General features: G+C 55.8%; 11 protein-coding genes and 1 pseudogene. 11 read left to right on the plus strand and 1 reads right to left on the minus strand.

Annotation, left to right across the window (positions count from 1 at the left end):
* The 11 genes and pseudogenes from IIY41_RS00070 to IIY41_RS00120 form a co-directional block, all read left to right on the plus strand.
* The gene (locus IIY41_RS00070) at nucleotides 1-1,020 is read left to right on the plus strand and encodes a Gfo/Idh/MocA family protein (protein WP_287399057.1); all 1,020 of its coding nucleotides are present in this window, start codon (nucleotides 1-3) and stop codon (nucleotides 1,018-1,020) included.
* Entirely contained in the window at nucleotides 1,017-1,976 is a 960-nt protein-coding gene (locus IIY41_RS00075; RefSeq protein WP_287399059.1) for a Gfo/Idh/MocA family protein, read from the plus strand. The genes IIY41_RS00070 and IIY41_RS00075 overlap by 4 nt, the downstream gene beginning before the upstream one ends.
* Nucleotides 1,977-2,010: 34 nt before the next feature.
* A complete protein-coding gene (locus tag IIY41_RS00080; protein ID WP_287399061.1) occupies nucleotides 2,011-3,321 on the plus strand; it encodes an extracellular solute-binding protein in 1,311 nt (436 codons plus the stop codon).
* An 88-nt stretch (nucleotides 3,322-3,409) separates the two neighbouring features.
* A complete protein-coding gene (locus tag IIY41_RS00085) occupies nucleotides 3,410-4,981 on the plus strand; it encodes an N-acyl-D-amino-acid deacylase family protein (RefSeq protein ID WP_287399063.1) in 1,572 nt (523 codons plus the stop codon).
* 16 nt (nucleotides 4,982-4,997) lie between these two features.
* A complete protein-coding gene (locus IIY41_RS00090) occupies nucleotides 4,998-5,903 on the plus strand; it encodes a carbohydrate ABC transporter permease (RefSeq protein ID WP_287399065.1) in 906 nt (301 codons plus the stop codon).
* Nucleotides 5,900-6,742 (plus strand): carbohydrate ABC transporter permease, encoded by an 843-nt coding sequence (locus tag IIY41_RS00095; RefSeq protein ID WP_287399067.1) that lies wholly within the window; start codon nucleotides 5,900-5,902, stop codon nucleotides 6,740-6,742. Before IIY41_RS00090 ends, IIY41_RS00095 begins: the two co-directional genes overlap by 4 nt.
* Nucleotides 6,743-6,782: 40 nt before the next feature.
* Nucleotides 6,783-7,259 (plus strand): RidA family protein, encoded by a 477-nt coding sequence (locus tag IIY41_RS00100; RefSeq protein ID WP_205507189.1) that lies wholly within the window; start codon nucleotides 6,783-6,785, stop codon nucleotides 7,257-7,259.
* A gap of 16 nt (nucleotides 7,260-7,275) precedes the next feature.
* On the plus strand, nucleotides 7,276-7,725 hold the full coding sequence (locus tag IIY41_RS00105; RefSeq protein WP_287399069.1) for a RidA family protein: 450 nt from the start codon (nucleotides 7,276-7,278) through the stop codon (nucleotides 7,723-7,725).
* Between the two features lie 7 nt (nucleotides 7,726-7,732).
* Nucleotides 7,733-9,028 carry a 6-phospho-beta-glucosidase gene (locus IIY41_RS00110; RefSeq protein WP_287399071.1) on the plus strand — a complete coding sequence of 432 codons (1,296 nt, stop codon included), beginning with the start codon at nucleotides 7,733-7,735 and terminating at the stop codon, nucleotides 9,026-9,028.
* A gap of 98 nt (nucleotides 9,029-9,126) precedes the next feature.
* On the plus strand, nucleotides 9,127-10,038 hold the full coding sequence (locus IIY41_RS00115) for an RraA family protein (protein ID WP_205507192.1): 912 nt from the start codon (nucleotides 9,127-9,129) through the stop codon (nucleotides 10,036-10,038).
* Nucleotides 10,039-10,594: 556 nt separating this feature from the next.
* A pseudogene (locus tag IIY41_RS00120) lies at nucleotides 10,595-11,126 on the plus strand (IS5 family transposase); the annotation flags it as partial.
* A 64-nt stretch (nucleotides 11,127-11,190) separates the two neighbouring features.
* Here the strand turns inward: IIY41_RS00120 and IIY41_RS00125 are convergent.
* The gene (locus IIY41_RS00125) at nucleotides 11,191-12,288 is read right to left on the minus strand and encodes a DUF6076 domain-containing protein (protein ID WP_287399073.1); all 1,098 of its coding nucleotides are present in this window, start codon (nucleotides 12,286-12,288) and stop codon (nucleotides 11,191-11,193) included.
* Between the last annotated feature and the right edge of the window lie 110 nt (nucleotides 12,289-12,398).

Here is a 12,398-nt window from a genome sequence, read left to right on the forward strand (position 1 = left end):
ATGATCCGGGTTGGACTTGCCGGCTTTTCGCAGGGGTATTACGCCACCGAATACATGAGCTATCTGGAACGCTTTAAGGAGATTTCGGTAGCGGCCGTTTGCGATTGCGGAGAGTCGGAAGAGTATGTGAAAGAGTGCGCCCTCACGACGGCACAAGCCTTTTCGGAAAAGATGAAAGCTCCGCTGGTGCATGATTACGAAGAGTTTTTGCAGTGTGAGCTGGACGCAGTGCTGATTTGCAGCGAAACGGCAGACCATGTCCGCATGGCCAAGGCCGCTCTGGAGCGAGGGCTTCACGTATTCATATCAAAACCGCTGTGCTTTTCTCCGGATGATGCGGCTCTGCTGGGGCGGACGCCACACAACAAGGTTCTGCTGTGCGGGAATCCGCTGAAATACGAGCAGAGCGTGGAAGAGATGCACGCCAGACTGGCAGCCGGAGAAATAGGATCGGTCCACAGTCTGCGCATAACAGTCAGCCATCCGGCGATGACCGCACAGGCGTGGGAGCGTGACCCGGCGCGCAGCGGCGGACCGTTCGGCACATATGCCGTTTACCTGTTCGATCTTGCCCGCTGGCTGACAGGGCAGCGTCTTGTCTGGCTGTGCGCTCTGGGAGAGAACTTCGCAACACCGGAAATTCCGGGGCCGGACACCATCAAGATCATCGGCCGCTGCTCCGGAGGAACTCATGTGGTGCTGGAACTGTTCAGTTCGATCCGCCACGAATATCCTTTCGTGGAAATGGAAGCAGTCGGAGAGCAGGGCACACTGATTACCCGGAACCGCAATTACTCCACGGTCTCTCAGACGCAGGCGGGAGCTGTTCCGGGCACACTGCGCACCAGCAACATGACCGTTGGAGAAATGGAACATTTTCTGGCCTGCATCCGCGGACAAGACGTTCCCCGGTGCAGCCTGAGCGATATGGCATATACGGTGCGCTGTCTGGACGCCGCTCAGAAGAGCATGGCTTCCGGGAGGCCAGCCGAACTGCCGCGGGAGGAGGAAACGACATGAACCGATGTGCTGTCATCGGTTGCGGCTGGGCGGGCCGGCATCATATGGAAACAGCGGCGGAAAGCGCCTTCGCTGAGTTAGCCGCCGTGGTGGACCCGGACGAGAACAAGCGGCAGGCCGCATCGGAACGCTACGGCATACCGGCATACCGGACTCTGGAGGAGCTTCTGGCTTCCCCGACGGAATTCGATACGGGCATCGTAGCAACGCTGCCCGGCCTGCACGCAGAACAGTGCCGGCTTCTGATCGCGGCGGGAAAACACATCCTGTGTGAAAAACCTGTCTGCCGCACAAGCGCAGAGATCGCCGCGCTCCAGCGGGAAGCGCAGCAAGCGGGGATCACGTTCGGCGTCGTGTTCAACCAGCGGTACGGCGCGGCGGTGCGCCGGGCCAAAGAGATGATGGAAGCCGACGGTGGGACGCTCCACCTGATCACGGCCAGCATGTACCAGCACTGGCCCACCCAAACAGGCGGACACGTCACCGGTACGTTCATGATCACCGACGCGTGCTGTCATCTGCTGGACCTGATGACCTATCTCTGCGGCCCGGTGCAGCAGGTGAAAGCCATCGCGGCAAAAGTAGAGAGTGAGCTGTATTCGGATATTTCCGTCTCCATACTGTTCCGGAACGGCTGCGTGGGCTGTATGAGCCACAGCAACGTCGGAGGCAAATTGGACACACAGCACCCGTTCCAGTGCGTGGACATCCACACCAAAAACGCGCGGTATTGCATTGAAAACCAGTGCGACCGTCTCACTGTATATCCCCATGACAGTCTAGAACGGCTGGTCTATGAGCCTTCTGTTTTTCAGCGGCGTGATTATTCCGTCTCAATGCGGCTTGCGTGTGAAGACTTTCTGCGCGCTGTTGCACAGGTCCGCACTCCTGATGCGAACATTGATGACGCGCTTATCAACATGCAGATTCTGGAAGCCGTTTTAGCTTCCATCTGAAAACCAAACAATAAAAATAAAGGAGAGAAAAGCGATGAAAAAGTTGGTAGCCTTATCTTTGACTGTGGCCTTGTGCCTTGGGATGTTCTCCGCATGTTCCGGCGGAGGAACGAGCTCTGTGGCGAATTCCGGTTCTGCAAGCACCGCGGATTCGCAGGGCAGCGGGGAACCCATTACACTGACATTCCAGTACATCGGCGGCACAGTGCCTGCACAGGACGCGGTCATCAATGATGCAATCGACGCTTTCAATGAAGCCAACCCGAACATTACCGTCGAGCCCATCTACATTGACTGGGGCAACGGACACTCGCAGTTCATGAATGCCGTCATGGCAAACACCGCTCCGGATATCGCGATGCTGGGTGGTACGTGGTGCGTAGAGTTCGTGGAAAACGGCTCTCTGGCTCCGATCACGGACTATGTCTCGCAGGATCTCATCGACTCGTTTATCCCCTCCGGCTTCGACGTTATGACTGGTGCGGATGGCACCATCTACGGCCTGCCCTGGGATGGATGCACCTGGGATGTGATCTACCGCACCGACTTGTTCGAGGAAGCGGGAATCACCGAAGTTCCCACCACGTGGGAAGAGCTGCTTGCCGCCGGTGAGAAGATGAAGGCAATCGGCAAGACTCTGCTGACGGTCTCCTGCGCAGGATACGAAGTGGACGACTACTACCTGCCGTTCCTCTGGCAGGCAGGCGGAACCGTCTGCGAACGCGATGAAAACGGCAACTGGGTCAGCTCAATGAACAGCGAGGAAAGTCTTGCCGCCGCGAAGTTCTACTGTGAGCTGGTGGAAAAGGGATATATGCCCGCTGAAATCACCGGTATGGATTTCGAGTCTGTGCTGAACAGCTTTACCGCAGGTGAAACCGCAATGATGGTAGCCGGTATGTGGAACATCGCCACGCTTCAGGGCATGCCCGAAATGGACGGCAAATGGGCAACTGCTCGGAGCTGGGCGGGTCCGGGCGGCAACGCCGTGCTCAGTTATCCGAATACCGTCCACATCACCGAGCAGAGCAAACACAAGGAAGATGCCGGCCAGTTCCTGCAGTTCTTCTACGACGAAGGATACTACGAGGAATACTGCATCGTCAGCGGCGTGTTCCCCTTTACCAAGGACTTCGCGGAAAGCGAATATGCTCAGGACCCCATGCTGAAGCCGTTCATTGAAGATGCGCAGTACGGCCTGAACCGTCCGGCCACAAGCAAGTATGAAGAATTCCGTCAGTTGTATCTGTGCCCGGGCGTGCAGTCCATGGTGGCGGGAGAGATCACTCCGGAAGAGTTCTGCGCTCAGATGGAACAGAACTTCCACGACCTGCACGCGGGCTGACCCCATGAAGACACTCTGACCGGATGAAATAACCGAATGCTCCCTGCGGCATGTGGTGCCGCAGGGAGTCTCAAGGAGGATAAGCCGTGTGGAAGATTTACTGATTCAAAACGCGTATATCATTGACGGCACGGGAACTCCGGGATTTCCCGGAACGTTGTCGGTCCGCAACGGCCGCATCAGCGGCATATGGCGTCAGGCGGCACACCGGACGCCCGCCCGCGAAACGCTGGACGCCGGGGGAAACGTTCTGTGTCCGGGATTTGTGGATACCCATACGCATTCCGATATGATCCTTCTGCACGACGGACGCCAGCCCTCCAGCATTACACAAGGCGTCACAACCGAAATTCTGGGACAGGACGGCCTTTCCTACGCGCCGCTCAGCCCGGACCATCTTTCGTCCTACGCCAAATACCTGAAGGGCATCGACGGTACATTCGACGACGTCACGCTGGACTTTTCCACCGTTGAGCAGTATTTGTCGCGTCTGGACGGAAACACGGGAGTCAACACTGCGTTTCTCGTCCCGCACTGCGCTCTCCGGTTGGAAACCGCCGGGTTTGAAAACCGGAAGCTGTCTGCGCAGGAGATGAGCAGGGCCAAGGATCTTCTCCTCCAAGGGCTGGACGAAGGCGCAAAGGGATTTTCCACCGGACTGAGCTATTTCCCCGGCGCATACAGCAATACCGATGAGCTTGTTGAACTGTGTTCCGCGATGGCAGAGCGGGGAGACGTATATGTCACGCACCTGCGCACGGTCTTCCAGGGCGAGCGCTTCGACGCGGTGGAGGAAGCGCTGGACATTGCCCGGCGGTCAGGGGTAAAGCTCCACTTTTCGCACTACCGCACCGGCGGAGAAACGATCGGACACGTGCAGAAAATCATGGAAAAGATCGACCGCGCCATTCAGGAGGGCCTGGACATCACTCTGGAACTGTATCCGTACCCGTACGGTGCGTCTTATGCCCCTATGCTCGTCCCTCCGTGGGCCAGCGAGGGCGGTGTGGACGCGATTCTGAAGCGTCTGACTGATCCTCAGCAGCGCAGGCGTATCGCCGATTACATCGACCGCGAGTTCCCCCTGTTTGACGGCGTGATCGCCTATGCCGGCGAGGACAGCTCCCTCGAGGGCCGGACCTTCCGCGAACTGGCCCGGGAACAGGGGCAGAGCATGGGACAGACGGTGGCCGGTCTTCTTCTGAGCCAGAAACTGGTGATCGGATTCCACGATCCCGAACCTGAGCTGAGCGGAGAAGTACAGCGGCAGTTTGAGCGGGATGTGCTTGCTCTGCTGTCCCGCCCGAATTACATGGTGGGTTCGGATGCCATCCATCTCGGGACATCTCCGCATCCCCGTGCCTGGGGTTCCTTTGCCAAGCTTCTCCGCCTGGCCCGGGAATACCGCTTTCCTCTGGAAACTATGATCCAGAGGCTCTCAGATCTTCCTTGCAGACGGTTCGGACTCTCCGGAAGAGGTCGGCTGCAAGCAGGATATTGCGCGGATATGGTTCTGTTCGACTCTCAGACGGTAACCGACCGCGCTACGGCAGAAAACCCGCGCACGCAGGCAAGCGGCGTGAAAAACGTATGGGTGAACGGCCGCGCCGCATTGCTTGACGGTATACCGACAGGAGCACTTGCCGGACGCCGTGCATAAGACAGGAGAAACGCAGATGAAAGCAAAACGAAATCGGACAAAGTTCCGCCAGAGCGCGTACGCCTACGTGCTCATTGCACCGGGGCTTCTGCTGGTGGGCATTATTCTCATCTATCCGCTGCTTCGGGGCATCGTCTCCAGCTTTTTCACACAGGCTTCCGGCAGCATGGAATTCGAAGAATTTGTAGGGTTGCAGCACTACCAGGAACTTTTGAGCGATCAGATTTTCTGGAAAGCGCTGCGGAATTCCGCTTTTTCCACCGTCATCATCGTGGCGGCGCTGTATACGATCGGACTGTGCATCGCACTTCTGCTGAACAAAAGTTTCCGCGGGCGCGGCGTATATCGCAGCCTGGTATTGATTCCATGGGTAGTTCCGGGCATCGCCGCGGCCATGACATGGAAATGGATGTACGCCAGCCAGTACGGCATCGTAAACCATATCTTGCAGGCTCTGGGCCTGATTGACAACAACGTGGACTGGCTCGGTTCCACAGCCACTGCGCTCGGGTCGATCATGGTCACAACCGTCTGGAAAGATATCCCGTTTGTGACGATCGTGCTTCTGGCTGCGCTCCAGTCTGTGGACACAACACTGTATGAAGCTGTGAAGATCGACGGCGGCAACGCCTGGCAGGGATTCTGGCACATCACCATGACGGGCATCAAGAATGTGAGCATCACGACGGTGCTGCTGGAAATCATCTGGACTTTCAACAAATTTGATCTTGTCTACACCATGACGAAGGGCGGCCCTTCCAACGCGACCCAGACGATCCCCGTGTATACGTATATCACGGCATTCAACTTTTTCAAGCTCAACAAAGCCGCCGCGGTCGGCGTGATCGGGCTTCTGGTCGTGGGCATCTTTGCGGTTCTGTACATCATCTATAACAGCAGAGAGGAGGCGCAGAACCGATGACAGCAAAACGCAGAAAGGAACTGCTGGGCAAGGCCGGAATCTACGTGAGCCTGTCGGCCATCACCCTGCTTCTGATTTTCCCCTTCGTGTGGATGATCTCCACCTCGCTGAAGGACAAAAACGAAATGTTTTCCGCCACGCCGACGCTGTTCCCCAAGCAGATCACACTGGAGAATTACCGATCCATGTGGTTTGACTACGGCTTCGGGACGTATCTGAGAAACAGCCTGACCGTAGCGGTCAGCACGACGCTGATCACGCTGCTTGTCGCCACGTTTCTGGCATACGGGATCTCCCGTTTCCGTTTCCGCGGCAAAAAGGTCGTTTTCAATCTTCTGATTCTCACGCAGATGTTCCCTCTTCCGCTTCTGATCATTACCATCTACGTGGTGTTCGCGCAGCTCGGGCTGATCGATTCCCTCATCGGGCTCGTCCTTTCCTACTGCACGTTTGCCGTGCCTTTCGCAACGATGATGCTGAAGAGCTACTTCGACGGCCTGCCGCTCGAATTGGAGGAGGCTGCCGCCATGGACGGCTGCGGACCTTTCGCAACGATCTTCCGGGTAGTCCTTCCCCTGTCGGCCCCCTCGGTCGCCGCGATGGGACTGTTCTCGTTCATCCTTGCCTGGCAGGAATTCATGATGTCTCTCACACTCATCCGGAGCCCGGCGCTTCGCACGCTTCCCGTGGGCATCACGCTGATGGTCGGTTTCCGGGATATCATGTGGGGGCCCCTGATGGCGGGAACCGTAGTGGTAACGCTTCCCGTTGTGGCAATGTTCATTTACTTCCAGAAATATCTGATCACCGGCATGACGATGGGCGCCGTAAAAGGCTGATCCGAACATGCCGTCACATCAAAAAAGGAGATGCAGATTTATGAGTCAGACTGACAAGCGCCTGGAACAGCTGGGCATCGAACTTCCCAAAAAGGACCGCCGCGGCAAAGGCGTTGTTGCCGTCCGCCAGTGCGGAGACCTGCTGTTTGTTTCCGGACACGGCCCGACCGACCAAACGACTCCGGAGGACACTCCCGTTTACACCGGAAAGCTCGGTGCGGATCTCTCCGTCGAACAGGGGTATCAGGCTGCACGGCTGTGCGGGATCAACCTTCTGGCCGCCATCCGTGATTACCTGGGCGATCTGGATCGCATCGAGTATCTGGTAAAAGCGTTCGGGCTCGTAGCCAGCAGTCCGGAATTTTTCGATCAGCCGGCGGTGATGCACGGATTCTCCGACCTGATGGTGGAAGTTCTGGGAGAGAGAGGGCAGCACGCCCGCTCCGCTATGGGCACCTGCTGCTTGCCGCGCAATATCCCGGTGGAAGTAGAGCTCGTGGCAAAAATCCGCACCTGAAAGGAAGGGACCCGCAATGAACCATGTGGAAGAGCAAATTTTGAAAAGCGGCCGCAGGCTTCGCGGCAATATCGTGCTGCGCCGGAGCGGGGACCTGCTGTTCATCGGCGGGCACGGCCCGGAGGATGAAGTCACGGGAGAGCCGTTCTACACCGGCCGTCTGGGCCGGGAGCTCACGGTGGAAGACGGATACAAGGCCGCCCGCATCTGCGGCGAGATCCTTCTCAGCGCCATTCAGGAATATCTCGGCGACCTGGACCGGGTAGATTATCTTGTCAAGGCGTTCGGGCTTGTGAGCAGCGAGCCGGATTTTTACGAACAACCCGCCGTGATGGACGGTTTTTCCGATCTGATGGTGGAAGTGCTGGGTGACCGCGGGCTGCACGCCCGTTCGGCGATGGGCACATCCAACCTTCCGGGAAATATTCCGGTCGAGATCGAACTCATTGTAAAAATCAAAGGGTAGTGTTGTCATGAAAGTCACCATCATTGGCGCCGGAAGTAGCTATACTCCCGAGATCATCGACGGGCTGCTTGGCGAGGAGTGCTTTGCTCCTCTGGAGATCGCCCTGTACGATCTGCCGGAAGGCGCACAGCGGACGGATGCTGTCTGCGCCATGGGCATCCGGATGGCTCACAAGCAGGCGTCCTGCGCCAAAATTTATACGGAATATGATCTGGACACCGCGCTTAACGGCAGCAGCTTCGTGGTGAGCCAGTTCCGCGTCGGTCTTCTGCAAGCGCGCATCAAGGATGAGCGCATCCCCCTGAAATACGGTCTCATCGGTCAGGAGACCACGGGAGCAGGCGGATTTTTCAAAGCCATGCGGACCATTCCCGCAACGCTCGATCTGGTCTGCCGCATGGAAAAAATATGCCCCGATGCCTGGCTGATCAATTTCACCAATCCGTCGGGCATCATCACGGAAGCTGTTCACCGCTGTTCCCGTATCCGCTGTGTGGGGTTGTGCAATGTGCCGTACAACATGCACGTAGATGCGGCACGTCTTCTGAACGCAGACGTCAGCCGCGTGTACTGCCGCATGGCCGGCCTCAATCATCTCAGCTTTATCACGGAGGTCTTCCTGGACGGAAAGCCCGTGCTCGCTCAGATGATCGAAAACAAGCTGTTCACTTCTCAGATCGTTAAAAACATTCCCAAGGTCCCCGGCGTAGAACGCCTGATCGAACGGTTGGGAATGATTCCTTCACCGTATCTGCAATATTACTACTTTGAAAAGCAGATGCTGGAGAAAGAGATGGCGGAAGCTGCGCCCGGCGGACCGGGTACCCGCGGCGAACAGATCCTGCGCACACAGGACGAGCTGTTCGCCATTTACAGACGGCCGGATGTATGTGAGAAGCCGAAGGCGCTGGAGATGCGCGGCGGCGCATACTATTCCACTGTGGCGGCCACGCTGATGAAGGCTCTTTCCGGAGCCGGGCCTGTGGTAACGCCCGTGAACTATCCCAACCTCGGTGCAATCACGGATCTTTCCGCTGAAAGCGTCGTAGAGACCAACTGCCTTGTAGACCAAAACGGTGTGCAGCCGCTGAGCTACGGGCCGCTCCCCGGCTCTATCCGAGGCCTCGTACAGCATGTGAAGGCGTATGAGACGTTGACCGTGGAAGCCGCCTGTGAGCATTCCCGCCGCAAAGCCGTACAGGCACTTGTGGAGCATCCGCTCGTACATGGCTATGAAAACGCCGAACGGCTGGTGGAGGAACTTCTGGCCAATCACATCGAATACACCGGCCCTCTGCACTGAACCGCGCCAAGACAAGAGCAGGACGCCTGGAAAAACAGTATTTTATCTCCGTATCAGACGCAGATACGGCCGGACGTCAAACAAGGGGAGGCGATTGCTTGGAATACAGAGAACGAGAGCGTATCCTGGCTCTCACACCGCAATGGACGGGCGAGCGTTTTGAAGATGGACGGCCCCGCGTTCCGGATGACGTCCTGAACGCTCTGCGGCAAATGACGCTCGAGGAGATCTGGATGCCTCTGTATCTGAAGGGCTATGCCTTTCAGTATGCCGGAGGCCTTCAGGCCCTTCACCCGGGGATGAAACTGGTGGGACGCGCCGTCACCTGCACATTTGTGCCCACACGTCCGGATCTGGCCAGCGCCGTAAAGGCAGAGGGTGCAGCGCGCGGATGGAAAGGGACCTGCAACCAATGGGTGGTGGATTCTCTCACCGAGGGAGACGTCGTTGTAGCGGATCTTTTCGACAAAATATACAACGGTACATTTGTCGGCGGAAACCTCACGACCGCCATTGCATCCCGGACCAAAACCGGCGGCGCCGTGATCTGGGGCGGTGTGCGCGATCTGGAGCAGATGGAAAAAATAAAGGGCATTCAGATTTTCTACCGCGGCGTTGACCCAACTCCCATCCGGGAATGTGTTGCCGTCGGCATCAACACGCCCTGCCGGATCCATCAGGCAGTCTGCCTGCCCGGAGACGTGGTGATGGGAACATCCAGCGGTGTTTTGTTTATTCCGAGCCATCTGGCGCAATATGCTGTTGATCAGGCCCGCAAATCCCATGCCAAGGACCTCTTCGGCTTTGCCATGCTTGAACAGGGCCGTTATACTGCCGCACAGATTGATGACAGCGTCTGGGATCTGTCAATGCTTCAGGATCTTGAAGAATTTCTTCAAAGAGATCCATCCTGCACAGAATATCGCAGCCTGAACTGGGATCTGGAACGCAATGCGGCCAAGGGCGATCCCGTGGCACTGGCGGAACTCCTTCGCACCCGTCTTCAATAGCAGGAGCGTCAGCCCATTTTGAAAATTGCAATTTAAACTGCTGACTTAGACGCTTATTTGAGTAAGCTTTGTGAGGACATAAAACTGCTATCCTCCTGATTTCGTTATCGGAAGAATCTCTTTTTCAATTATGCTGACCAACCACCACACATACAGAAGTCCACGGAGCCTGTTGAATTGATCCATTAGTAAAAGCAAACAATAGGCAAACCGCCCCTGTATAAGAGAATAAATTTATACAGAGGGCAGTCATATGTTTTATATAAAACACATAAATATGTAGTACACAGATTGGGAAACGTGAAAGCAGGAAGATGCAATCGCTACCGGGTCGTCATACGTTTTGCTATATTCTTTAATGCAACTGTATACAGCTTTAACCAGTCTCTCAGCTGTGGTTTGTACCGAACTTTGAATATCTCACATATTTTCTGCTGGCTAGAATTTTCTGTCAGATGGATGTTTGTTGCCTACCGTTTTTTCTATGGCAATACCGCACAGAAAAAAGAGACAACTACAGCCGAAAATGATATAATATAAAAATATGGATAAACAGATGACGATTTCCGCATTCAGCGATGAACTGGCGCAGGTGCGGACGAAAAAGAATTTCTGAATCAGATTGAACGGATCGTCCCATGGAAGGAATGGCTTGCCATGATTCAGCCGTGTTATTACAAAGGAGAGCGCGGCAATAAGCCTTATCCACTGGAGATCATGCTGCGGCTGTACCTGCTGCAAAACTTGTACGACCTGAGTGATGAGGCGACTGTTGCGGAAGCGATAGACAGTCGCCCATTTTCGGATTTCTGTGACATCGATTCCAGCAACCAAGTTCCAGACGGGGATACTCTGGGGCGTTTTTGGAATTTGCTGATCAAGAACGGGCTGCGGGGAAAGCTGTTCGCTCATGTAGTTGCTGCACTCATGGAGCGGGGCTGATTCTGAAAAAGGGAACGATTGTAGATTCCACCATCATTTCCGCCCCTTCTTCTACCAGGAATAAGGAAAAGAAGCGAGATTCGGATGCCCATCAGGTGAAAAAAGGCAATGCCTGGCACTTCGGCTATAAGGCGCATATCAGGGTACGGTATCCTTTTTGGCATGTTCAGAACATATAATGCTCGTACACGTATTAAATCAATTGTATCCCTAAATCTTGTCAAACGCCTTCTTCATCTCAAAATCCGAAAAGCACCCTCGCTGAGCCTGCTCCCTGATGTCCTGTGCTCTGGCGACCAGAGCATTCCATTCATCGGTTGAAATCTTCCCGCGTGCCTTCCGCTTTTTCAAACGGTTGTAAGTGTTTTCGTATTCGATCTGCACCGGCGTCTTGCTGTCCCGGTCCGCCTGCTTGTTGTGCGCGCCGACCTGCCTGCAGGTACGCTTCGTTTCTCCCGGCGCGATCCGGGTGCAGTACCGCACATCGTATCCGTTTTGCAGCAGGAAGAACTTCCTGCAGTTGTGGCAGCGGCGCGGAACATTTCCGTGCATCAGGCCACGGAAGAGATCCATGTGGAGAAAATCGGCCAGGCTGGAGAAAACAACACGCTCCGCAAGGATGTACTTTTCCGGCTGCACAGGATCCGGCATCGTCACATATTCCGTCATGGCCGGGCGGCTCTGCAGGAACTCAAAAGTGGGATAGGGCGGCAGTGCGGCACGCAGGGCCTCCTGTGCGGCGGCATCGGAAAAGAACCGGTAAACACCCACTGCATAATGCTCCGCGTTCCTGCGTCCCAGCGGTTCGAAATAGAAGTCCAGCATCGTGGAAACATAGCTCTGGAAGCACAGAAGTTCATCCGGCAGCCGGAACAGCTTCCCGAAGAAGGAGCTGAGGGCTTCGTTTTCCGGCGTTCCCGGCGTCACGGCTTTCTGGAACTCTTCCGGCGCACTCCGGCACAGCTCCTCCAGCATCGTCCCGTATGTATCCCTGTCAATATTCAAAAGAGAAAACAGCGGAAGCGGATACACATGCTTCAAAGCCCTGTTCAACTGGCACTGCACGGCAGCGGCCAGCGCGGGGCTTTTTTCTTTGTCCCGGGCAAAAAGGGAGTCCCGCACGATGGAAAAAAGCCTGACGGCTTCATCATGCAGCGCAAGCAGCTCCTCCACTGGATAATCCAGCAGCTCGCAGGAAATTTGCCCCAGCGGCAACTGGTTTTGTTCGATCATTACCGTGCCGCCGTAGAACCGTACGGTGAATTCCTGGATGCTGTTTTCTGTTTCAATGAGCCGTTTTGTTTCCATCTGACCACCTGTCCCCGATGCACTTTTTTAATGTCCCCGTCTTTCTTTGAAAGTATTGCGGACGGGAAAATCTCTTGCTAGAATGAGTGTACCCGACAGGGATGAGAAAA

Origin of the sequence: Ruthenibacterium sp. (assembly GCF_017421385.1) — a bacterium.
Lineage (GTDB): Bacteria > Bacillota > Clostridia > Oscillospirales > Ruminococcaceae > Ruthenibacterium > Ruthenibacterium lactatiformans.

Coding starts and splice junctions, on each gene's coding strand:
- IIY41_RS00095 (WP_287399067.1), top strand. CDS start 5,900: ATGACAGCAAAACGCAGAAAGGAACTGCTGGGCAAGGCCGGAATCTAC.
- IIY41_RS00090 (WP_287399065.1), top strand. CDS start 4,998: ATGAAAGCAAAACGAAATCGGACAAAGTTCCGCCAGAGCGCGTACGCC.
- IIY41_RS00105 (WP_287399069.1), top strand. CDS start 7,276: ATGAACCATGTGGAAGAGCAAATTTTGAAAAGCGGCCGCAGGCTTCGC.
- IIY41_RS00125 (WP_287399073.1), bottom strand. CDS start 12,288: ATGGAAACAAAACGGCTCATTGAAACAGAAAACAGCATCCAGGAATTC.
- IIY41_RS00080 (WP_287399061.1), top strand. CDS start 2,011: ATGAAAAAGTTGGTAGCCTTATCTTTGACTGTGGCCTTGTGCCTTGGG.
- IIY41_RS00070 (WP_287399057.1), top strand. CDS start 1: ATGATCCGGGTTGGACTTGCCGGCTTTTCGCAGGGGTATTACGCCACC.
- IIY41_RS00075 (WP_287399059.1), top strand. CDS start 1,017: ATGAACCGATGTGCTGTCATCGGTTGCGGCTGGGCGGGCCGGCATCAT.
- IIY41_RS00100 (WP_205507189.1), top strand. CDS start 6,783: ATGAGTCAGACTGACAAGCGCCTGGAACAGCTGGGCATCGAACTTCCC.
- IIY41_RS00110 (WP_287399071.1), top strand. CDS start 7,733: ATGAAAGTCACCATCATTGGCGCCGGAAGTAGCTATACTCCCGAGATC.